The organism is Deinococcus roseus, assembly GCF_014646895.1.
GTDB lineage: Bacteria > Deinococcota > Deinococci > Deinococcales > Deinococcaceae > Deinococcus_C > Deinococcus_C roseus.
Map to the genome: position 1 here is coordinate 409,461 of NZ_BMOD01000002.1, position 21,094 is coordinate 430,554.

The 21,094-nt window shown below is 54.6% G+C and carries 21 protein-coding genes and 2 tRNA genes; 14 read left to right on the forward strand and 9 right to left on the reverse strand.

Annotated elements, in window-relative coordinates:
* Nucleotides 1-81: 81 nt before the first annotated feature.
* From IEY52_RS04935 to IEY52_RS04955, 5 genes are all read right to left on the reverse strand, one after another.
* A complete protein-coding gene (locus IEY52_RS04935) occupies nt 82-3,039 on the reverse strand; it encodes a bifunctional serine/threonine-protein kinase/ABC transporter substrate-binding protein (RefSeq protein WP_189000757.1) in 2,958 nt (985 codons plus the stop codon).
* A 271-nt stretch (nt 3,040-3,310) separates the two neighbouring features.
* Nucleotides 3,311-3,829: a YqgE/AlgH family protein gene (locus tag IEY52_RS04940; protein WP_189000760.1), complete on the reverse strand. Its 519-nt coding sequence runs from the start codon at nt 3,827-3,829 to the stop codon at nt 3,311-3,313.
* 202 nt (nt 3,830-4,031) lie between these two features.
* A complete protein-coding gene (gene lon / locus IEY52_RS04945; protein WP_373289827.1) occupies nt 4,032-6,479 on the reverse strand; it encodes an endopeptidase La in 2,448 nt (815 codons plus the stop codon).
* 277 nt (nt 6,480-6,756) lie between these two features.
* Entirely contained in the window at nt 6,757-7,176 is a 420-nt protein-coding gene (locus IEY52_RS04950; RefSeq protein ID WP_189000763.1) for a c-type cytochrome, read from the reverse strand.
* A gap of 109 nt (nt 7,177-7,285) precedes the next feature.
* On the reverse strand, nt 7,286-8,389 hold the full coding sequence (locus IEY52_RS04955; RefSeq protein ID WP_189000766.1) for a glycoside hydrolase family 99-like domain-containing protein: 1,104 nt from the start codon (nt 8,387-8,389) through the stop codon (nt 7,286-7,288).
* Nucleotides 8,390-8,431: 42 nt separating this feature from the next.
* Here IEY52_RS04955 and IEY52_RS04960 point away from each other — a divergent pair, with 42 nt between their 5' ends.
* The gene (locus tag IEY52_RS04960; protein ID WP_189000769.1) at nt 8,432-8,812 is read left to right on the forward strand and encodes an acyl-CoA thioesterase; all 381 of its coding nucleotides are present in this window, start codon (nt 8,432-8,434) and stop codon (nt 8,810-8,812) included.
* Between the two features lie 17 nt (nt 8,813-8,829).
* Here IEY52_RS04960 and IEY52_RS04965 read toward each other — a convergent pair whose 3' ends face one another.
* A complete protein-coding gene (locus IEY52_RS04965; protein WP_189000772.1) occupies nt 8,830-9,669 on the reverse strand; it encodes a hypothetical protein in 840 nt (279 codons plus the stop codon).
* A gap of 130 nt (nt 9,670-9,799) precedes the next feature.
* Between IEY52_RS04965 and hisJ the strand changes: the two genes are divergently transcribed.
* The 7 genes from hisJ (at nt 9,800) to IEY52_RS05000 (ending at nt 14,176) form a co-directional block, all read left to right on the forward strand.
* Entirely contained in the window at nt 9,800-10,573 is a 774-nt protein-coding gene (gene hisJ, locus IEY52_RS04970; protein WP_189000775.1) for a histidinol-phosphatase HisJ, read from the forward strand.
* A 186-nt stretch (nt 10,574-10,759) separates the two neighbouring features.
* Nucleotides 10,760-12,442 (forward strand): DNA polymerase/3'-5' exonuclease PolX, encoded by a 1,683-nt coding sequence (locus IEY52_RS04975; protein ID WP_189000778.1) that lies wholly within the window; start codon nt 10,760-10,762, stop codon nt 12,440-12,442.
* 93 nt (nt 12,443-12,535) lie between these two features.
* Nucleotides 12,536-12,610: transfer RNA gene (locus tag IEY52_RS04980), tRNA-Cys, on the forward strand.
* Between the two features lie 5 nt (nt 12,611-12,615).
* Nucleotides 12,616-12,690: transfer RNA gene (locus tag IEY52_RS04985), tRNA-Val, on the forward strand.
* A gap of 237 nt (nt 12,691-12,927) precedes the next feature.
* Nucleotides 12,928-13,287 carry a hypothetical protein gene (locus tag IEY52_RS04990; RefSeq protein ID WP_189000780.1) on the forward strand — a complete coding sequence of 120 codons (360 nt, stop codon included), beginning with the start codon at nt 12,928-12,930 and terminating at the stop codon, nt 13,285-13,287.
* 43 nt (nt 13,288-13,330) lie between these two features.
* Nucleotides 13,331-13,651 (forward strand): hypothetical protein, encoded by a 321-nt coding sequence (locus IEY52_RS04995; RefSeq protein WP_189000782.1) that lies wholly within the window; start codon nt 13,331-13,333, stop codon nt 13,649-13,651.
* Nucleotides 13,652-13,798: 147 nt separating this feature from the next.
* Nucleotides 13,799-14,176 (forward strand): response regulator, encoded by a 378-nt coding sequence (locus IEY52_RS05000; protein WP_189000784.1) that lies wholly within the window; start codon nt 13,799-13,801, stop codon nt 14,174-14,176.
* Between the two features lie 22 nt (nt 14,177-14,198).
* On the opposite strand, the gene IEY52_RS05005 is transcribed toward IEY52_RS05000, so the two are convergent.
* Both IEY52_RS05005 and IEY52_RS05010 read right to left on the reverse strand, forming a co-directional pair.
* Nucleotides 14,199-14,555, reverse strand: a complete 357-nt coding sequence (locus IEY52_RS05005; RefSeq protein WP_189000786.1) for a hypothetical protein — start codon at nt 14,553-14,555, stop codon at nt 14,199-14,201.
* An 80-nt stretch (nt 14,556-14,635) separates the two neighbouring features.
* Nucleotides 14,636-14,878: a hypothetical protein gene (locus IEY52_RS05010; RefSeq protein WP_189000788.1), complete on the reverse strand. Its 243-nt coding sequence runs from the start codon at nt 14,876-14,878 to the stop codon at nt 14,636-14,638.
* A 509-nt stretch (nt 14,879-15,387) separates the two neighbouring features.
* Here IEY52_RS05010 and IEY52_RS05015 point away from each other — a divergent pair.
* From IEY52_RS05015 to IEY52_RS05035, 6 genes are all read left to right on the forward strand, one after another.
* A complete protein-coding gene (locus IEY52_RS05015; RefSeq protein WP_189000790.1) occupies nt 15,388-15,684 on the forward strand; it encodes a hypothetical protein in 297 nt (98 codons plus the stop codon).
* A gap of 121 nt (nt 15,685-15,805) precedes the next feature.
* Entirely contained in the window at nt 15,806-15,928 is a 123-nt protein-coding gene (locus IEY52_RS26920; protein ID WP_268239708.1) for a hypothetical protein, read from the forward strand.
* Nucleotides 15,929-16,058: 130 nt separating this feature from the next.
* Nucleotides 16,059-16,322, forward strand: coding sequence for a hypothetical protein (locus tag IEY52_RS05020; protein ID WP_189000793.1), 264 nt, complete (start codon nt 16,059-16,061; stop codon nt 16,320-16,322).
* Between the two features lie 677 nt (nt 16,323-16,999).
* On the forward strand, nt 17,000-17,305 hold the full coding sequence (locus IEY52_RS05025; protein WP_189000796.1) for a hypothetical protein: 306 nt from the start codon (nt 17,000-17,002) through the stop codon (nt 17,303-17,305).
* Nucleotides 17,306-17,536: 231 nt separating this feature from the next.
* A complete protein-coding gene (locus IEY52_RS05030; protein WP_189000799.1) occupies nt 17,537-18,112 on the forward strand; it encodes an HD-GYP domain-containing protein in 576 nt (191 codons plus the stop codon).
* 154 nt (nt 18,113-18,266) lie between these two features.
* The gene (locus IEY52_RS05035) at nt 18,267-18,689 is read left to right on the forward strand and encodes a hypothetical protein (protein WP_189000802.1); all 423 of its coding nucleotides are present in this window, start codon (nt 18,267-18,269) and stop codon (nt 18,687-18,689) included.
* Nucleotides 18,690-18,748: 59 nt separating this feature from the next.
* On the opposite strand, the gene fusA is transcribed toward IEY52_RS05035, so the two are convergent.
* On the reverse strand, nt 18,749-20,767 hold the full coding sequence (fusA, locus tag IEY52_RS05040; RefSeq protein WP_189000805.1) for an elongation factor G: 2,019 nt from the start codon (nt 20,765-20,767) through the stop codon (nt 18,749-18,751).
* Between the last annotated feature and the right edge of the window lie 327 nt (nt 20,768-21,094).

Below are 21,094 nucleotides of genomic sequence, written 5' to 3' on the forward strand. Positions count from 1 at the left end.
TGACTGGCGACCGTCCAGAGCGAAGCAATGGAAAGGGGGATCTGACCCGCAGCAATCTCAGACCGGAACCAGCAGGGGGGATTACTGCGTCCCCCCACTGCTGGCAGCCACACGACCTGCGCTGACAAACTGACCATTTTTGACTTGCAGGATCACAAAAGGACGGTTGATGATGCCCTGGTTGGCATCAAAGCGAATGCTGGAGGTCACTCCAGAGAGTGCATTTCCGCCTTTGTAGGTTTGCAATGCAGCCTGCATGTCAGCTCTGGAGGGCAAAATGCCGTTGTTTTTCTTCTGGGCATACGCCAGGGAAGCCAACAACAACTTCATGCTGTCGTAGGCCTGCATGGCCCTGGCGTTGGGGTCTGCGCCACCAAAGGTCTTGCGGAATTTGTCCCTGAATTTCACGCTGCTGGTGATGGTGTCGGTGTAGTGGTAGAAGCTGAGCACCTTGATGCCTTCCACTTCTGCACGCGCATCCTGCAACAGTTTCTGGCTGTAGGCGGAGTCTCCAGCATAGAGGGGTTCTTTCACACCCTCACTTCTGAGGGCTTTGGCAATGCGGGCCACATCCCCGAACCCTCCGGCAATGAACACACTGTCGGGGGTGCTGCCTTCTGGGACCAGGGTGTCAGGCAGGCCGTTGGCAGGGTATTCCACCGACCAGACATTGATGCCCTTCTCGCCAGCACTGGCAATGAATGCTTCGTGCAGGCTGTTGGAATAGGCATTGTCTGGGTTGTAATAAACCAGCACGCTCTGGCGTTTGTCTTTTTCCATCAATTCAGCCATGGCCTGGGCCTGCTGGGTGTTGGTGGGGGCCATGCGGTAGGTGAAGTTTCCAATGCCCACCAGACGGTCATCGGTGGCGGTGGGCAGCAGGTGGGGCACAGCATTGTTGTTGTAGGTTGGCGCAGCACTGAGGCCCTGGCCAGAACTCACCGGGCCAATCACCGCCACGATGGACCCATCGATGGCAAATTCACCTGCAGCGCTCTGGGCTGTGGCAGCGTCGTAATGGTCGTTGAGCACACTCACCAGCACCGGAGGTGGGGTCTGGGCCTCTGAAAGGGCCAGCATGACGCCTTGCAGCACCGCCTCTGACACCTGCACATTTTCCCCACTTGTGGGCACGCTCACCCCGATGGTCACCGTGTCAATGTTCTTCAGCTGACGGGCAGCATTCCAACGGGTCAGGCGCACCAGCGCATCGGTTTTGTGGGTGGGGATGTAGGCATCTGCTTTCTTGACTGTGTCTGTGTAATTGCCTTCCTGATAGGCCTGCAGAATGTCTTTGCGCTCTCCATCGGGCAGGTCCGTAATGGGACTGGTGCTCAGGGTGGATGGGGTCTCGGGGGTGCTGGGTGTGGAAGGCTGGGATGTTGCTGGCGCAGGTTCCACAACCGCCAGGGTGCTGTTCAGGCCCTGCAAATCCCTCAAAGCCAGTTCTGCATCTTCCTGATTGAGGAAAGGACCAACCACCACCACGGTGCCTGCAGGATCAGATTGCAGGTAGGCAGGATAACCAAAGTCCAGAATGGTCTGATCCAGTTTGTTGGCCGCGTCAGATGAAGCCATGGGTTGAGAAGCCAGACGGTAGTCCTGTGCCGAAGGAATGTTTCCAGGAATCCTGCTTCTGTCCACAGAGGGCTGTGCAGGCAGAGAAGCCTGAGGGCTGGTCTCTGGCTGGGTCTCTGGCTGGGTTTCGGGGGTTGGCGTGGGTGTGGTGGTCTCAGGCTGCGTTTCTGGCTGGGTCTGGGTTTGCGCAGGAGGATTGTTCTGTTTCTGCCATTCCTGCTGCAGGGTCGGGTACAGGAAGTACGCGGCCACCCCAACCCCCACCACGGTCAGACCTCCCACCCAGGCCAGACAGCCCACACACCCCGTGCTTTTGCGCACGGGAGGAGCAGGTTGTGGAGCGGGGGTGTTCTTGTTCCTGGATTGAGGGGTGGGTTGAGGCGCAGGCTGCTGTTTTGGGGCAGGTTGAGGGGCTGGCTGTGGCTTTGGAGCAGGTTGGGGTTTGGGCTGGGGGGTGGGTTGTGGTGCAGGTTGTGGCTTCGGAGCCTGCTGGGTGGGATTGGGTGGAGGGGGCTTCACGGCCTCCTTGTTGCCCAGAATGGCCAGAAAAGCATCTGCATCCTGAGGTCTTTTGGTGACCTCCACCTGCATGGCGGCCTCGATGGCAGCCCGCAGGTTCCTGGGTGTGTTGGCAGGCAGAGGAGCAAGGTTGGCTCCGGTGGTTCTGGAAACAGCATCTGGTGGCTGTTCTCCGGTCAGGGCATGGTGCAGTGTGGCTCCCAGTGCATAGATGTCTGTGTAAGGCCCGAGGGTCGCCTGGGTGGCGTACTGCTCCAGCGGGGCATATCCCGGTGTGACCAGTCGGGTGTGCCTGCTGGACTGCCCCGAAGCAAAATTGCGGGCAGATCCGAAGTCAATCAGGACCACCCGTCCGGTTTTTTCCAGGTAGATGTTGTCTGGTTTGATGTCCCGGTGGAGTAAGCCATTGCCGTGCACCACTTTCAGGGCTTCTGCCACATCACGGGCAATTTTTTCCACCAGGTCCATGGGGGCTGGGCCTTTTTCCAGGATTTTCCCGATGGGTTGCCCTTCGAGGTATTCCATCACCAGGTAAGCGGTGCCGTTCTCCTCAAAAATGTCCATCACCCGCACGATGGCAGGATGGTTGAAACGGGCCACCGTCTGGGCTTCCAGGATGAAACTCTTCTTGAGTTCCTGCCAGCCTCCGCCTCCCAGGGTTCCGGGAGGGGCCACCGTGGTGCCCTGTCTGGCAGTGCCTTCAGGGAAAAGTTCCTTGATGGCCACTTTGGAGTTGAGGACCGTGTGCGTGGCAGCATACGTGATGCCAAAGCCACCCTGACCCAGCACCCGATCAATCTTGTATTTGCCCTGCAGCAACGTTCCAGCGCTTAATTCGGAGGTGAGAAACCGGGCCTGACCCACATTGGGGTTGGGCGTGCCGCACACGGGGCAGAACGGTTTGTCATCGGGGTAGGTGTGTCCACAAGTGATGCATCTCATAAGGTTTCCGTCTTTTCAAGCATACGTGAATGTGGGGGGAAAAGTTGCACAAGAGGCCGAGGGCCGAGGGCCGAGGGCCGAGAGCAGGAAAAAATGCGGATGCCAGAGAAACATTGGTGATTTGTCTCACCGCTCTCTAAAGCATTTGAACAGCAACACCACAACGATCAGACTGCCCCAAAACAAAAACAGGGGGAATTTCCCCCTGTCCGCAAGCATTGGCTTAAGCTTTCAGTGCAGCCCTCGGCCCTCGGCCCTTGGCCCTCGGCTTCTAAGCCTTCGCCCCCCCAGGCATGATCTGTGCTGGCTCAATGCCCAGAGAGGCAATTGCGGTGCTCCAGCGTTCTTCGATGGGGGTGTCAAAAATCAGGCTGTCGTCCATGTGGACCCACAACCAGGTGCCTTCCTGACATTCTTTTTCCAGTTGCCCTGCGCCCCAGCCCGAATACCCCATGATCAGCTGGTATTCGGAGCCCAGGCTTTGCATCAGGTGTTGCAGGATCAGGTAGCTGGTGGACACGCAGGTGTTGCCGCCCAGTTTGATTTCTCCTTCCATCCCGGTGGGGTAGCGGTAGAGGCACCAGCCGAATTTCTGGTCCACCGGGCCTCCCAGCAGCACAGCGTCCTGTGAGGTTCCACCTTCCACCACGTCTGCAATGCTGGCATTGCTTTCCTGGTTGATGATCAGGCCCAGGGCTCCTTTTTCATCGTGTTCCAGAATCAGGATGACGCTTTCCTGGAAGTAGTCGCCTTGCAGGTAGGGGTTGGCCACCAAAAAAGTCAATTCCATGTGTGAGAACCTCCTGCGTGAGAAGATGCCCCCGTATTGATTTGCCCGCAAAGGGTGCAGGTGTTTGCATCAAATCAATCGAACGTTCCCCGAGCCTGATCTCACAGTGTTGGGCGTAAAAACATGACGTGACTGTCCTGTATCCAGTGTTTCACAGGTGCACAAAAAAAAGGGTGAGGATTTCCCCTCACCCCTTTAATCGTTATGCGCTGGCGGTCTGGTCGCGCTTGGTTTTCTTCTTGCTGGGGGTGGTTTTGCCCTCCAGGGCTTTGAGTCCACCCACCAGGGCCACATCCAGCACCTGATCGAGGTTCTCACAGGGGTGGAATTCGATGCTGGCCCTGAGGTTGGCAGGAATGTCGTTGATGTCCCGTTCGTTCATTTTGGGCAGCACGATGTGTTTGATGCCTGCACGTCTGGCCCCCAGCACCTTCTCTTTGAGGCCACCGATGGGCAGCACACGTCCGGTGAGGGTGATTTCTCCGGTCATGGCCACGTCTCTGCGGGCAGCAATTCCGGTGAGGGCACTGACCAGACTGGTCACCATGGCCACCCCTGCACTGGGGCCTTCTTTGGGAATGGCTCCGGCAGGAACGTGCACGTGGATTTCGGAGTTGTCGAGTTTTTCCTGGGTGATGTGAAAGCGGGTGCTGTTCTGCTTGGCGTAACTCAGCGCTGCACGGGCGCTTTCTTTCATCACTTCGCCCAGTTGTCCGGTCAGCACGAGGTTGCCTTTTCCGGGCATCACGCTGGTTTCCACAAAGAGGATGTCTCCACCCACCGGGGTGTAGAACATGCCTGTGGACACGCCAACGGCATCTTCACGCGCTTCAGATTCGGGGAGGTACCTGGGGTTCCCGAGGTAGCGTTCCAGCTCTCTGTCGGTCACACGGGCACGTTTGAGGTCTCCACCAGCGATGCGGCGGGCCACTTTGCGCACGGTGGTGCCGATTTCCCGTTCCAGGTTGCGCACTCCGGCTTCTCTGGTGTAGTGGGAAATCAGTTTTTCGAGGGCTGCATCCGTGACCTGGATCTGGGCCTGTTTCAGGCCGTTTTCCTTGATCTGGCGGGGCAGCAGGTAGCGCTTGGCGATCTCCAGTTTCTCCTGCTCGATGTAGGAGGTGAACTCGATCACTTCCATGCGGTCCAGGAGGGGTCCAGGGATCTGCTCTGGGTAGTTGGCAGTGGCAATGAACATCACTTCCGAGAGGTCAAAAGGCACCCCGAGGTAATGGTCGGTGAAGCTGTGGTTCTGGGCAGGGTCCAGCACTTCCAGCAGGGCGCTGGAAGGATCTCCCTGGTAGCTCTGACCAAGTTTGTCCACCTCGTCCAGCAGCACCACGGGGTTTTTGGTTCCGGCATTTCTGAGCCCCTGAATGATCCGTCCAGGCATGGAGCCGATGTAGGTGCGGCGGTGACCGCGGATGTCGCTCTCGTCGCGGGCACCCCCGAGGGCAATGCGCACGTATTTTCGTCCAAGGGATTTGGCGATGCTCTGGGCAATGGAGGTCTTGCCGACACCGGGAGGGCCAGTGAACACCAGGATGGGTCCCTTGTTCACATCGGCAACGTCGATTTCGCCCCGCTCAGCGCGTTCCTTGCGAAGCTGGCGCACCGCCAGGAATTCCAGCACCCGGTCTTTGACTTTTTCCAGACCGTAGTGGTCGTCATCGAGGGTTTTCTCGGCTTCTTTGAGGTTGAGCTGGTCATCGCTGCGGATGTTCCAGGGGAGTTCGGTCATCCAGGTCAGGTAGGTGCGGATGACAGCGGCCTCTGCGGAATCGGGATGCATCCGTTCCAGACGGTTGAGTTCCCGGTCCACTTCTTTTTTGGCATCTTCGGTGAGGCCCAGGGCATTGATTTTCTCGCGCAGCTGGGCGATCTCGTCCTCTTCGGAGTCCTCGCCATGAAGCTCTTTCTGGATGATCTTCATTTGCTCGCGCAGGTAGTAATCGCGCTGGTTCTTGTCGATTTCTTCTTTGACCTGCTGCTGGATGCGGCGCTGGATGGCCATCAGTTCGGCTTCGCTGTCCAGCATCACCAGCACCTTTTTCACCCGTTCGGTGAGGGTGAGGGCTTCCAGCACGGCCTGCTTGTCCACCAGTTTGAAGTCCATGTTGAAGGCAATGTAGTCTGCCATCACACCGGGGTCTTCGCGGTTGAGGATCAGTTCCACGACATCGGGAGCCAGGAATTTGCTGCCGGGAATCATTTCCTCGAATTTGGTGCGCAGTTCACGCCCCAGGGCCTGGTATTCGGAAATTTCTCCGGCAGGCACTTCTAAAGGCTTGACTTCAGCCTGGATAAATTCGGTTTTGTGGTATTTCTGGACGGTCACGCGACTGACTGCAGAGACCAGCATCTGGACAGTGCCGTCCGGGTTGCGCTTCATGCGCAGGATGTTGCAGGCGGTGCCCACCGTGTAAAGGTCGCTTCCCGAGGGATCATCGATGTCCTTGTCTTTCTGGGAGACAATCAGGATGGTCTTGCTGCCCTGCATGGCGGCTTCGATGGCCTTGATGCTGACATCACGGGCTGCATCAATGTGCTGGACCATGGTGGGGTAAATGACCGAACCCCGAACTGGACACACCGGGAGGATTTCAGGAATGGGCGTATTGGGAATGTCGTTCTGGTTGTTATCCGACATGTGAGGTTCCTTTCATGGCTCTTCTAGAGTATACCAGATAGTACACAAGAAACCTGAGTCTACCTGTATCAAGTCTAATGACTGTGCTTCTCTGAAACAAGTCCTTCAAGCAGCCCTCTGAAAGGGTGAACAATCCCGTCTGGCCTGCACTCACCTCCATTGGGGACAGCATATCACCACAATGGTGAACAGGCTCTTACAGCACCATGATAAAGACAGAGGAAACCTCTCGGTTTCCTCTCATGAAAAACTTACAAATTTAATCAGATGACTGGATTTATTTTGCGTCCAGGCTGTAGTTCTTGAGGTCTTCTTTCCTCAGCTCTTTGGGTTTGAAGCCATTGGTGGCCAGGATGTGGGCCACAATGTTTTCATACTGGTCCTGGGTCAGAGAACCAGGCTTGCCTTTGGGCATGGTGGTAGAAATCTTGGTGTAGAGGTCTGCCACCGTCTTGCCATCTGCACTCCACTTGGCGATGAACTTGTCCCCTTTCAGGGCTGGAGCAAAACCGCCCTGCAATTCCTTGCCGTGGCAGCCTGCGCAGCTGGCGTTAAACACTGTTTCGCCTGCCTGAGCCTGTTTTTCCGTGAAGGTGGGAGCGGTCAGATTGCTGGCAGCTTTTTCGCTGGACTGGGCATACACCCAGGTTCCTGCTGCACCAAGAGCCAATACACCAAACAACACCAGTTTTCTCATGAAGCCTCCTGAATGTGCTGAATCCCTGTGGGTTTGTGATGCTGGAAACGCTTTAAAAAGCATTGTACTGTAAGTTTCAATATTTAAGTGAGATGGGCTGCAAAACCTCTCATTTTAAAGCTTCGCTTAAGGCCCTGAGATATGCATCTCCAAGAGGTCTGGAAGGCTCCAGAATGCCCCCCTCACCCCACTCATTGAAGGCATACACCATCACATGCCCGGAGGTTTTCTCAAGGTGCTGACGCAGATATGTTCTCACCCGGGGCAGAAATGATCTGAACGCCTGTGCAGAGATGCCTGTGTTGTAATTCCCCAGCGGATCGGTGCCCACTTTGTACCAGGGCCTGGGATCAAACCCCACCGAGATGCAGGGCATGTGGGGGTACTTTGCCAGTTTCTGGCTGCCCGCTTCCCAGCGTTTTAGAGTTTCTGTGTAAGGCTCTGCAGGCGCATGGGGAGGAAAATGCAGGCAGGTGAAGCCGTCTATGCCCACCTGATCAAAAATGTATTGCAGGACTTCGGGGGTTGCAGTGTCATCGTAAAGGGTGAACAGCAGAATGGGATCCTGACCAAAAGCTTTTTTCATCTGGGAACGCAAAGCGTCCATGCCCGCTTTTAAGTCTGCATTGGGAAGTCCTGTATAAAGCACCGCCACCAGAGGCCTCTGGAACACCCGGTAATAATTCTGGTCTCTCGCATCCTGCACAAAAGCCGGGACCACTTTTTCTGTCCATTCCTGCAGGGTCACCGCGCCCAGCACAAAAGGGGCCAGAAAAAAGGGCAGCTTCTCCTGCGCATCCACCTCTTTTAAAACCTGAAAGGGTTTGTTGATGTCATCTGGCGCATGCAACACCGAATTCCAGTACCAGTAGATGCCAAAGAAATCCAGATTGTACTTTCTGGCCCACTGCAGGTGCTGACGGATCACTGCTGGGTCCATCTGGTTGTAAAAACCCAGCTGGGGTTCACGGGCAGCATAATCGGTTTTCCAGCCAAAAGGATCCTTGCCTTCAGCATGGTCCCGGATGCCGCCCCACACGTCTGAGCTGCCGTAAATTTTCTGGGTGCTATCCAAGTGGATGTGGTTTCCAGCATGCCAGGCCGTGAAATACCAGGCCCCCACCTTGAGGTCTGGTGCTGATTTTTGCTGCTGGGCACAACCCACAGACAGCAGAAAAAGCGCAAAAATCCATTTACGAACAGAGGAACGCATGATCCATGATATGACCTTCTGTTGAATTGTTATGATGCCGCCATGTCAGAAGCCCGCATGCTGGAAATCATTTTCCCTGCCAACACCAACAACCTCGGAACCGCCTTCGGGGGCCACATCCTCAGCCTGATGGACAAGGCCGCCAGCATTGCTGCCGTGCGCCACTGCCGCAAAACCGTGGTCACGGTCAGCATGGACAGCATCACCTTTCATGTGCCCATCAAAGTGGGAGATGCTGTGAACCTTTACGCCCAGGTGGTCAAGGTGGGCCGCACCAGCATGCACATCCAGGTGGACGTGCACAAAGAAAACCTTGCCACTGCAGAACAAACCCTGGCCACCTCTGGACGTTTTGTTTTTGTGGCACTGGATGCAGAAGGCAAGCCCACTCCGGTGCCCCCTCTGGAACCTGTTCAGGACTGAGCAGGGCTGAACCTGGCTCAGGGACCGGACAGCACCTCTGCCACCAGCAATTCCCCTTTGCCAGTCAGGTGGTCTCTGTATTCATAAGGCTCTGCAAAATGCAGCAGATGTGCACCCAGTTCTGCCGTGTGTCCTGCTGCCAGAGCTGCTTTGTGATAGACCACGTATCTGAGCAGTGCACCCAGCAAATCAAAAATCCTGTTGCCCTCTCCTGGCTGACCCAACATGGCAAAATTGGGTGCATCAAAACGCTCAAAACCACGGGTGGCATACCAGATGCTGCCATCTGGACGGTGAAATTTCAGCAGGTTGGTCCAGAGCAGCACAGGAAAATCCTGCTGCAAATCGCTGACCTGCAAACCCGTGAACACCTCCTGCAAAACATGCACTGGCGTGACGTTGTGGGCCGCCTCATCCACCACAGCCAGCAAACCCAGCGAACTGAACGCCGTGGCCAGCTGGTAAAGGGCCAGCAGTTGCGCTCTGGGATCTTCGCTGTGTCCTTCATAGGTGCAGATCAGGTGGGCACGGTGGTGGTACAGGCCATCTTTGACACTCTGGGGCCAGTTGCTGAAATGGATGGTGCGCTGCTGCACCTCACGCGGCAAAGCTGCAGGCAAACCCTGCACCCGAATCTGGTGCTCCCCAAAATGGTAGGTCCCCTGCTCCACCCCATCCATGCGGTCGAGTTGCACTTCCAGACCCCGAAAAAACTGGCGCATTTGCACCATGCCACGGATCAGGTCAGGCAGGGCCTCAAAAAGCAAAATGATGCTTTCTTTGACAGGGGTTGCAGGTTCGGGTTCTTGCACGGCCACCGGGGCAGATTTCTGAAAAAGGCGTTTGAAAAAAGACACAGATAATTGTAACGCGCAATTTACACTTACCGAATCCCATCCCCCTTAAGGGAAATCCCGTAAACAGCTTGAATGTCAGGCTTTCAGTCAACACAAAACCGCAGATGCAGAGACATGCAACAATGGCCCCATGTTGTTCGATTCACACATGCACACCCCCCTCTGCAAACACGCCTCTGGCACCCCCATGGAATACGCCCAGGCTGCCCTGGAAGCAGGTTTGACCGGAATCACCTTCACAGACCACATGCCCATGCCCGAATGGTACGACGCCCCCTGGCGCATGCACCTCTCTGAACTGGACCGCTATGTGGAATGGGTGCAGGAAGCACAACAGGCTTTTGCAGGCAAACTGGACATCCGACTGGGCCTGGAAGGGGATTACCACCCTGGAACCACGCGTTTTGTGGAAAAAGTGCTGCAGCGTTACCCCTGGGATTACGTGATTGGCAGCATCCACTATCTGGGGGCCTGGGGCTTCGACAACCCCGAATTTGCCTCTGAATACGACAACCGTGACTTGCGTGAACTGTACCAGCAGTATTACCAGCTGACCACCCAGGCAGCACAAAGTGGTCTCTTTGACTCCATTGGACACCTGGACCTGCCCAAAAAATTCAGGCATATACAACCAGACCTGACCCTGGCTTTTGAAACCCTGGACGCCGTTGCTGCAACAGGCATGGCTCTGGATTACAACACCGCGGGGTACCGCAAACCCATACAGGAAGCCTACCCCTCCCATGATCTGGTGACAGAAGCCGTCAAACGCGGCATCCCCTTTGTGCTGGGCAGCGATGCCCACAAACCCTCAGAAGTCGGGCACCGTTTCGCAGAAGCAGTGCGGGATCTGGAAGGGATGGGGGGACGGGTGGTGTCGTTTAAAGGAAGGCAGCAAGTGTGAGGCTTTGCATCCAAGAGCATTGTAGGGGCGAGGCATGCCTCGCCCTTTGCCGAGAGCCCAGAGCCTGGAGCCTGGGATGCTTTTGCTAAAGCCTTGGGTCAAGTGCTGACCGCTGATGGCTTTTTGCCCTCGGCATTTATAATCCCCCTTCCAGTCCCCCCTCTCCCCTCCCTTTAAAATGTTCCCATGAGCCTCAAGGACCTGATCAAAACCCTGAATTTGACTGCAGACCTGTTTGAACTGCTTGAAGAAAATGCCTTTCGCATCAATTCCTACCGGGCTGCGGCACGCAGTCTGGAAGGGGTGGATGACAGCCTGGAAAACCTGGTGCAGCAGAAATTCAAAAATGTGCCCAAAGTGGGCAGCACCCTGGCGGCCTTGCTGGTGGAATACTCGGAAACCGGGGTTTTTGCTCCGCTGGAAGAAGCGGCCAGTCAGGTTCCTGCTGGCGTCCTGACCCTTTTTCGGGTGCGGGGCCTGGGACCCAAGAAAATCAGGTTGTTGTGGAACACGGGAATTGAGTCTCTGGAAGACCTGCGGGAAGCCTGTGAAACCGGAAAGATCGCCACTCTAAAAGGCTTTGGGGCCAAGAGCCAGGCCAACATTCTGGAAGGGGTGATTTTTGCCCTGCAGTCCCAGGAACGGGTGCACATGAGCACCGCCCTGAGCATCGCAGAACTGCTGGTCCAGAACTTCAGGGACATGGACCCCAGGCTGGCCGGATCGGTGTCCAGGAGGCTGGAAACCTCTGCAGATGTGGAAATCACCATTTCCTGCAGCAAGGAAAGCACTTATGGCACCCTGAAGATGCTCTCTGAAAATGTGGAGCCTGTAGAAGGTTACCCTGCCTGGAAAGGGGAGGTGCAGGGGGTGCGTGTAGAGGTGGGCTACGCAGAGCCCGAAGTCAGGGGGGCCATGGACGCGGTGTTCAGTGGGTCATACTGGCGTGAGAAACTCCAGAAAGCAGCGCAGCAGCAGGGATTTGAACTCTCTGCTGCTGGACTGAAGAAGGATGGGGCTCCTCTTTTCACCCTCTCTGAGGCAGATGTGCTGGAAGCCCTGGGCATCGCAGATGTTCCCCCTGAACACCGCGAACCCGAGCATGAAGGCCTGACCCTGCCTGCTGCAAGTGAAATGATCACCGTGCAGGACATCAAAGGCATGTTGCACGTGCACAGCCATTACAGCGACGGCATCCCCAGCATCCGGGAAATCATTGAAACGGTGCAGCAAAATGGCCATGAATACCTGGGCATGGGAGACCACTCGGTCAGCGCCTTTTATGCCCACGGCCTGAGCATTGAACGGCTGCGGGAACAGATGAGGGAAATTGACGAACTGCGCAAAGACGGCTTCAAGATCCTCAAAGGCTCAGAGGTGGACATCCTGCAAGACGGCAGCCTGGATTACCCAGATGACATCCTTGCAGAGCTTGATTACGTGGTGGCCAGCGTGCACAGCCACTTCACCCTCTCTGAGCAGGAGCAGACCGAGCGCCTGATCAAAGCCGTCAGCCACCCTCTGGTCACCATCCTGGGACACCCCACCGGCAGGCTGCTGCTCAGACGGCCCAGTTACGCCCTGAACCTGGATGCTGTTCTGGAAGCCGCCGCAGCGAACAGCACCGTGATTGAAATCAACGCCAACGCCTACCGCCTGGACCTGGACTGGCGGGAAGCCCTGCGCTGGCGGGACCGCCTGAAGTTCGCCATCAACACCGATGCCCACGTGCTGAGCGGACTGAAAGACATCCGTTACGGCGTGGCCGTGGCCCGCAAAGCTGGCCTGACACCCGCACATGTGATCAACACCCTGGGTTACCAGGAGCTGCAGGACTTCATTCAGAAGCAACGTGCAGCACGCAGTTGATTCAAGGCAGTTCTGTCAAACGGGAGGATAAGCCATCCCCCGTTTGACAGAATGAGCATCAGATGCTACTATTTTCCCTGCTAGGCCAACCCCGGCGCTGTAGCCAAGCGGTAAGGCAGAGGTCTGCAAAACCTCCATGCGGCGGTTCAAATCCGCCCAGCGCCTCCAGGAATAGACCCGTAGCTCAGGGGTAGAGCACTACATTGACACTGTAGGGGTCAGCAGTTCAAATCTGCTCGGGTCTACCAAAACAACCTCCAGAATTTCTGGGGGTTTTTTCTTTTTCAGGCCTTTACCCCATTCCCGAAAGGGCCATTTTTCTGAAATGACCTCATGAAATGGAGCAAGCAGGCTTTTACTGTGAGTGCATGAATTTTGAACACCTGACCAGACTCTCTGTGTTGATCTGAGCGTCTTTTGTGTCGCAAATGAAACCATGAAGAAAATAAAGAGACATCAGTACAGGATCCCCGTATTTTAGAGCTGTGTTTTATCACGACCTGCCCGACACCGAACTCAACACACTCTGTTGCACACGTCTGGGATGGGAACTGAAGCCCCACCTGTGGGAATACGGCTCGGTCTGGCATGATCGGGCCTGGTTCAAAGGTGAAACCCTGATGGGATACCCCAATTTTCTGACCCAGGATCCCATTCCACGGCAATTGATGGAAGAACTGGAAGTCCGGGGGTTGCAAAACCGCTATGCCGAGGTGTTGTTTGAAATGATTGAAGGGCACACCCTCAGCCATCCCCAGGCCTGGTACCGTCTGGCCCATGCCACTCCCAGACAGCGGATGGAGGCTTTCTTGCTGGTGACCGAACCTGCTGTAGGTTTGGTTTGAATCCAGACAATGTGAAGCCCCATTGCAGGCATAAGATGACAGCATGGATCCCAACCAGCGGACCACAGAACAACTGACCCAATATTTACAGCATCTGGTGGCTTTCACAGATCCCAGCCTGATGGTGGGAGGTTCACTGGATGCTGAAACAGGGGACATCCTGTTGCAAGTCATTCAGGAAGTGCCCGATGAGGGCGTGGTTTTGCGGCTCCAGAGCGCTTTCATGGTCCACAATCAGGATGCCCGGGTGCTGGAGGTGATCCGCAGCCGGGTGCATTACTGGCTGTCTCGTGGCCTGCCGCTCAGGGTGGAGCATTTTTACCACGAGGAACCCGTAAGTGTGGAGGCCTATGGCACCACCTGAGGAGGTTTCTGCGCTCCAATTTCAGGCAACCCAGACAGGCAACTGTCTCGAATGGAACAGTCTGCAGCGCAACTTTCTGTTGTACTTTTGTATGAATCTGGGTCAGACAGGGTAAAGTAAGTGATGAACCTTGCTGGCAGGAGAGGCATGAACACAACACCCAAAGTTCTGGTCATTGAAGATGATGGTACTGTTCGCCGCATGCTGGTGCGTTTTTTGCGTCTCAACCAGTATGTGGTCAAAGATGCCACCGATTTTGAAGAAGCCATGCAAACCCTGCAAGAAGAACCTCATTTTGACGTGATTCTGCTGGATGTGAATTTTCCTGGTGGAGGCGGTCTGGAACTGCTCCCCCTGCTGAAAAACAAGTACACCGATGCCACAGTGATCGTGGTGTCTGCCACGGAAGATGTCAATGTGGTCCGGCAGCTGATGGAAGATGGAGCCACCGATTTTGTGGCCAAACCCTTCGATGTGACCATGTTGCTGGAGCACATCGAACGCCACCTGCATCCTGCAAGTTAAGCCAGCAGGTTAAGCCAGCAGGTTAAATCTGTTCATCTGTTTCCGTCACCTGCAAAAAAGCCAGTGCCCGCAGCCGCAGAGGGGCATTGGCCAGCCGATACCAGGCCAGGCTGTGGCTGAGGTGGCGGGCTTCCAGCAATTCAAACAGGCGCATTCCGTAAGCTGCCTGCAACTGCCGTTCCTCGATCAGGTCGTCCAGGTACTGCAGCACTGGATCCTGGGTCAGAAAATTGGGGTATCCCATCAGGGTTTCACCTTTGAACCAGGCCCGATCATGCCAGACCGAGCCGTATTCCCACAGGTGGGGCTTCAGTTCCCATCCCAGGCGTGTGCAGCACAGGTCATTGATTTCTTGGTCAGAAAGCTCTTGAGAGGTCACAGGTCTCAAGATACAGTTTCTTTCTGACCACAGTCTTCATTTTGTTCATGGTTCTTGTTGGGTTCTTGCTGGGTTCTTGCTCAAAGCCTGTTCCTGCGGTCTTCCTGAATCACACTGACCGTGCTCAGGGCATCTTCCAGGGTGTGGTCCACCATGCCTATGGCTGAAACAGAGGCACTGCGCACAAAAAGCAATTCAATGCTTTCTTCGCCGATGCTGGCGTTTTCCAGCGTGAAAATCTGCTCGGACAGCATCTCGGAGATGGATTTGTCCGATTCTCCAGTTGCAGTGATGCCATTGAGAACCACCAGAATTTTTGCCATGTCCCAAAGTAACATCTTCTGCTGCTGGTTTTGCAGCATCTTTACAGCATTTGACAGAAGAACCCGAGAGAAAACCCTGGGGTTGGTGTTTTTGGGCATGGGATGCTTGTGTTGAATCCTCGCAATCCACGGATCAACGCAGCAGGTTCTTCAGATTGTTTTCAGTGCCCCTCAGAGCAGTTTCAGTTCAACACAGTAGGCTGATGGCAGCCCAGAAGATTCCTGCGCATACAGGGGTTCTGCAAGGGCAAAAGGTTCTGGACCCACCTTTGCCACCGGTCCCTGAATTCTGAGCAGTTGATGCCTCAGGATTCCTCTGTGCATCTTGAACCTCTACCGAGGCCACACTCCTCTGGTTTTCCCACCTGTTAGCGGCACAGGTGGGATGTTTTTTGGTGGGGGTTCTTACAGGACCATCCAGCGCTTGCTTTTACACTGGTTGCAACCCCGAGATTGGTCCTGCTGGAGGATCAGGTTTCTTTCGGGGATTTTGTTTTTTGGAGGTAAACATGCACACTCCAGATGCCAGAGCTTCTCTGGAACACATTTTTGCTTTGTTGCGAGATCCAGATTACGACCTGTTCAAACACGGCCAGTTGAATGAGGCACTGGAAAACCTGCAGCGCCTGACCCATCAGGAAGAGGGCGTTCAGGATTTGCGACACCTGACGTATGCAGAGATGAAAGGACACCGCCAGGAATTGCTGGAACGGCTTTCCAGGGTTCCCGACCTTCTGGAACAGCAGAATTTACAGGAGGCTGTGCGGACCATTCGGGGTGCTGTCAGGATGCTGCAGGCCCCTTGAGCGAATTCTGAGAAATGCCATACACACCACCAGAATCATGCACAGTTTCTTTACTGTTTTTCAGCAAAAGTTCAGTCTTGCAGCATAGGATACTGCATACACAGTGCTTTTGGAGGAAAACATGTTCTGGCTGTCACTCGGGGTTGGATTGCTGCTGGGTTTGCTGGCTTATCTGTTGATTTCAGCGCTGGACCGTTCTTTTGGCAAAATTGAGCAGGAGCATTCCTCCCGACCCCATCCCTGATCCTGAACAGCCTGACCCACCCGCACTTGCAGGTGGGTTTTTGTGGGATGGACTCACAAAATTCGGGAGAAGGGTTTGCAATTGGTGATCTTCTTACTGGTTTTGGCTGGCTCCCCTGAGAACATGGAGCATGAACAGCACTTTCCGTTTCAGAATCATCACCGATGCCCTGGAAAATGATGCCCAGAAACTGGCCCAAAAAATTCACTCCCTCTCTGGTCACCCTGTGCAGGTCAATGGAAACAAGGATTATCTTGACCTCAATCCTTTGCAGCACCGAGGATTTGAAGTGCTGTTGGAAGCCACCCGTGAAGAGGCGCAGCAATTCTTTGCCTTGATGCAACAGAATTTTCGCATTGAATCCATGGGACGGGTCCAGCCGAAACGCTCCTGAGATGTCCAGAAGCAAACCTCCATTTCAAACTGGCTTTTCCGGAAGGATGTTTCAGCAGAAAACATCCCTGAGAATTCTATGATCCAAATTCTACTTTTTCAGCGAAGGTCACACCAAAACACACCCTGACATCGGGGTTTCAGACAAAAATTTGTTGTGCTCTCAGTTTTTTCACAAGTCTCATGCAAGCTTTAATCCAACCATTAAATAGAGTGATTTCGCCCCGAGCTTTAAAATGAATCACGCCAGAATAAAGCATGTTCTTCTAAATATTTGGGAGGTCACATGAAGAAATACATGCTCTGGCTCTGGCGTCATACCCGTCCTCACAACAAGTGGCGCAGACGGCGCTAAGGAGGTGATCCCATCATCTCGCAGTCATGCGTCAAATGACAACAGCTGATCCCGGAGTCAATCCTGGATTTAAAATTGAACTTGATATGCTATAGTGAGGGAGGCCATTCATGAATGGTCTCCTTTATTTTTACTTATCGGTCTATTTGTAAAGCTACAAAAAGCGCCAAATTTCCATTTCACCCCTGGCTTGCGCTGTCTGGGGCAGAGAATTTTGATCCATTTTGCCATTTTCGTTCGGTTTTGCTTCACCAATGGCCATCTGAACCTGGTTTAATCCCAAGCTGAAGCGAAACTGAGGATAAGTGTGCTACGCTGGTTTCATGGACTTTAAGCGTGCTCTACAGGAACTGGACGCCATCAGCAGGGAAGTCGATCAGGACACGCAATACCTGCGCAGCCACCGTTCGTTCAGGGAATTTTTCAACCCACACATGGAAGCCGGTCTGGACACCGAATGTGGTTTCATCCGGGATGCACAGGCCATGATTCTGAAAGCCTCCAGGGGCGAAAAAGTCAATGAAGATCAGGCCCGCAAGCTGTTGGAAAGGGCAGAAGCCCACAAAGAGTACGTCAAGCAGTGGATCCTGATGATCGAAACCATCACTGGCAAACGCCAGCTGAACTGAGCAGCAAAAACTTCGCCCCGGACATGTGTTCGGGGTTTTCATCTGGGCTTCAACACCGGGTGACTGGTCTTTTTGGCATTTGTTTGGGCAAGTTGCTTTCAACTGAAGTCAAACTGAAGTAGAGTGAAAAACACATCACATTGCAACCCACATGCATCGAGGTTCTGTGTCCCATGGTCCTGTAAAATTCAACTTTTGTGTTCTCTGGCTGGCTGCTCTGCTGGAGCAAAAATGAACATCCTCTGTGAAGCTGCCCTGCTGGGATGGACCCGTCTGCTGCACCTAAAACAGCCTGGCACCCTGGAACACAGTGAACGCACCCTGCACCTGTCAAACTGGCTGGGTCGGGAACTGGGCCTCTGCGAAAACCAGCTGAAGTACTTGCGCTGGGGTGCACTGCTGCACGACATTGGCAAGCTGGGCATTCCGCAAGACATCCTGGGCAAACCCATGCAACTGTCTGCAGAAGAATTTCAGATCATGCAAAAACACATTGAATACGGCATGCGCTGGCTGAAACCCCTGGAGTTTCTGGGACCGGCCCGGGAAGTGATCCACCACCACCACGAGAAATGGGATGGCAGCGGTTACCCCCTGAAGCTGCAGCAAGAGGAAATCCCTTATCTGGCCCGCATTTTTGCTGTGGTGGATGTGTACGATGCGCTCACCAGCAACCGTCCTTACCGCAAGGCGCTGCCCCAGACAGAAGCCCTGGGCATGATCGAAGCAAGGATGGGAAGCCATTTTGATCCAGCAGTGGCCGGGATTTTTCTTTCCAGAATAAAAATGCACGGGCCTGTGCATTAGGCCCGTGTTCAGACTCTCCTGATCGCGGAGAGGTTTGCGCAAAGAGGTAACTGAAGTGTAGCACCAGCAGGCTCACACAAAGCTTAAGGCATTTGTTTGAAACCTTTTATAAAGTTTGATTGTTTACAAAGTAATGATTTTGTAACATGCTTACATGATCAAATCACCTGTCAAACCCGACAAATTGAGCCCTGATAAGTTGAGCTGGGTCACCATCAACCTTTACATCTACATGGCACTTTGCATTCTTCTGTTGCTGGGAGCCCTGGCTGGAGGCGCATTGACCAGCGTGATTCTGGGGGCCACAGGCACCACCGATGAGGAAAGCCTGATTGGGATCATCCTTGGAGTTGTTTTTGGGATTGGAGGCATCATTGTGGGGGCCATTGGAACAGTCCTGCACTTTCTGGCTGCACGTGGCCTGCAACAAGGCAAACGCTGGGGATGGGTGCTCAGCCTGATTCTCACGATCTTCAACCTGATCACCTGCCTGGGCAGCCTGATTTTCGCCCTTCCTGCCGTGCTGGGCCTGATCGGTCTGTTTGACCGGGATGTGCAGGATTACACCCAGGGCTGACCTCTCTCTGCAAAACACAAAAACAACTTCACCCCCGAGAAAACTCGGGGGCGTTCCATTCAGGCTTCAAGAGCCAGATGGTCTGGAAGAGGCTGATGATAGCTGGGCTTCATGCTGGCCTGTGCTCTGCCCTGGGTCAGGGAACGCAAACGGGTGGTGTACTGAAAGAGTTCAGCAAGAGGGACTTGTGCCTCAATCCACTGGGCGTTTCCCCGGCCAGAGAGGCCCTGAATGGTGGCCCGCCTGGACTGCAGATCCGAGATCACATCCCCTGTGAACATCAGGGGCGTGAACACCTCAAGCTGCATCACAGGTTCCAGCAAAACCATCCCTGCATCCTGAAAAGCCTGCCTGAGGGCGTGCTGCCCGGCCACCATGAAACTGGCCTCGTTGGAATCCGTGCTGTGGGATTTTCCATCCAGAACAGCCACTTTCAGATCGGTCACAGGAAATCCAGAAAGTCCTGCTGTCAGGGCCAGCTTTGCCCCTTTTTCGATGGCAGGAATGAACTGTCTGGGAATGCTGCCTCCCACAGTGCGGTTCTCAAAGACGAAGCCTGTTCCTTCTGGCAAAGGGGTCACTTCCAGGGTCACCTGAGCAAACTGGCCTTTTCCTCCGTTCTGCTTGCGGTGGGTGTACGTCACCTGCACAAGCCGTTTCAGGGTTTCCCGGTAGGCCACTTTCGGGGCTCCCGTTCGGACCTGCAAACCCGATTCGCGGATCAGGCGTTCCAGGGTGACTTCCAGATGAAGTTCTCCCATTCCAGCAAGCACCAGTCTTCCCGTGTCTGCATCGGTTCCGGGCCGCAATGTGGGATCTTCCTGGGCAAACCTCAGCAGTGCTGCTGACAGTTTCTCCTGCTCTGCAGGGTTTGCAGCTTCCAGAGCCACCATGATGACAGGTTCAGGAACATGCAGGGTTTCCAGCACATGTGCACTTTCTTCATGGGTCAGGGTGTGTCCGGTCAGGGTGTGTTTCAGACCCCGAATGGCCCCAATTTCTCCAGCTTGCAACACCGCCACTTCCATTTCCTGTTGGGCTTTCAGTTTGACCAGACGGTTGATGCGTTCTCTGGACTCCGTGCTGGCATTCCAGACGTATTCTCCGGTTCTCAGGGTTCCTGAATACACCCGCACAAACGTCAGTTTCCCAAATTTGTCTGTGACCACCTTGAAGGCCAGAGCACTCAGGGCACCATAGGGGATGCTTTCAGGCACAGGACGCTCTTCGGGGGAAGGCAGGAAGTCGATGATGGCGTCCAGCAGCATGGGAATGCCTTTGTCTTTCAGGGCACTGCCACACAGCACCGGGAAAGCCAGTTCCTGCAGGGTCACTTCACGCAGGGCATGCCTCAACTGCGCTGCAGACACCTCTGAACCCGCCATGTACTGTTCCAGCATGCCATCATGCACCTCTGCCAGTCCTTCAATGAGTTTCTGGCGGGCAAGCAGGGCTTCGGCAGGAAGTGCTGCTGCAACAGCTTGCAACCCTTCAAAAGTGAACGCTTGCAGCTCAATCAGGTCCACCAGACCCACAAAATCCACTCCCTCTCCGATGGGGATCTGCACAGGCAGGGCTTTTGCACCCAGTTTCTCCTGCAAATCCTGCAGCACCCTGGCGTGATCTGCACCCACCTTGTCCATCTTGTTCACAAAAACAATTCTGGGCACCCGGTAACGCTCGGCCTGACGCCAGATGGTCTCGGACTGGGGCTCCACCCCCTGAGAGGCATCCAGCACAGCCACAGCACCATCCAGCACCCGCATGGAACGCTCCACCTCGATGGTGAAGTCCACATGACCGGGGGTGTCAATGACATTCAGGATGCAGGTCTCCCCTGCCCGCTTCCAGGAGGTTTCAATGGCTGCAGCAGCAATGGTGATGCCTCTGGCTTTTTCCTCAGGCAGGTGATCGGTGGTGGTGGTGCCCGCATCCACATTTCCGATGCGGTGGGTCACCCCGGTCAAAAACAGGATGCGTTCGGTGGTGGTGGTTTTGCCTGCATCAATGTGCGCAGCAATCCCAATGTTGCGAAGATGCTTTTGTTTTTGAAGGTGTTGCTCTTGACGTGTGAACATATGACTTCCCTTTCTGGGGCAATCACAGCGAGAAACCTCCAGCCATTTTTTGATGGGGCAGCAAACATCAAATCAGGCATTTCATGTTAATAAAGACATGTTTGATGTTTGCCTTCACCTGATAAAAAGTGAAAGGCCAAAAAGAGGGCTGCTCTGGTTGTGTGCCTCCAGGTGCAGCCCTCTGAATGTTCAGAGTGGTTTAAAAGTCAGGGTGGTGCAACAAGCAAAACCCAGAGCTTTTTTGCTCCTGGAGGCGGTATATTGAGGTTTCGTCCACCATGCTTTTGCACCTTTCCAGCTTGACGCTGAAATTTGAACAGTTGAGCT

Bases quoted from the DNA above. Each gene is read 5' to 3' on its own strand.
- IEY52_RS05035 (WP_189000802.1), top strand. From the start codon at position 18,267: ATGATCAAATCACCTGTCAAACCCGACAAATTGAGCCCTGATAAGTTG.
- IEY52_RS05020 (WP_189000793.1), top strand. From the start codon at position 16,059: ATGAACAGCACTTTCCGTTTCAGAATCATCACCGATGCCCTGGAAAAT.
- IEY52_RS26920 (WP_268239708.1), top strand. From the start codon at position 15,806: ATGTTCTGGCTGTCACTCGGGGTTGGATTGCTGCTGGGTTTGCTGGCT.
- IEY52_RS05030 (WP_189000799.1), top strand. From the start codon at position 17,537: ATGAACATCCTCTGTGAAGCTGCCCTGCTGGGATGGACCCGTCTGCTG.
- IEY52_RS04975 (WP_189000778.1), top strand. From the start codon at position 10,760: ATGAGCCTCAAGGACCTGATCAAAACCCTGAATTTGACTGCAGACCTG.
- fusA (WP_189000805.1), bottom strand. From the start codon at position 20,767: ATGTTCACACGTCAAGAGCAACACCTTCAAAAACAAAAGCATCTTCGC.
- IEY52_RS05025 (WP_189000796.1), top strand. From the start codon at position 17,000: ATGGACTTTAAGCGTGCTCTACAGGAACTGGACGCCATCAGCAGGGAA.
- IEY52_RS04995 (WP_189000782.1), top strand. From the start codon at position 13,331: ATGGATCCCAACCAGCGGACCACAGAACAACTGACCCAATATTTACAG.
- lon (WP_373289827.1), bottom strand. From the start codon at position 6,479: ATGTCGGATAACAACCAGAACGACATTCCCAATACGCCCATTCCTGAA.
- IEY52_RS04940 (WP_189000760.1), bottom strand. From the start codon at position 3,829: ATGGAATTGACTTTTTTGGTGGCCAACCCCTACCTGCAAGGCGACTAC.
- IEY52_RS04935 (WP_189000757.1), bottom strand. From the start codon at position 3,039: ATGAGATGCATCACTTGTGGACACACCTACCCCGATGACAAACCGTTC.
- IEY52_RS05000 (WP_189000784.1), top strand. From the start codon at position 13,799: ATGAACACAACACCCAAAGTTCTGGTCATTGAAGATGATGGTACTGTT.
- IEY52_RS04960 (WP_189000769.1), top strand. From the start codon at position 8,432: ATGTCAGAAGCCCGCATGCTGGAAATCATTTTCCCTGCCAACACCAAC.
- IEY52_RS04950 (WP_189000763.1), bottom strand. From the start codon at position 7,176: ATGAGAAAACTGGTGTTGTTTGGTGTATTGGCTCTTGGTGCAGCAGGA.
- IEY52_RS05010 (WP_189000788.1), bottom strand. From the start codon at position 14,878: ATGGCAAAAATTCTGGTGGTTCTCAATGGCATCACTGCAACTGGAGAA.
- IEY52_RS05015 (WP_189000790.1), top strand. From the start codon at position 15,388: ATGCACACTCCAGATGCCAGAGCTTCTCTGGAACACATTTTTGCTTTG.
- IEY52_RS04955 (WP_189000766.1), bottom strand. From the start codon at position 8,389: ATGCGTTCCTCTGTTCGTAAATGGATTTTTGCGCTTTTTCTGCTGTCT.
- hisJ (WP_189000775.1), top strand. From the start codon at position 9,800: ATGTTGTTCGATTCACACATGCACACCCCCCTCTGCAAACACGCCTCT.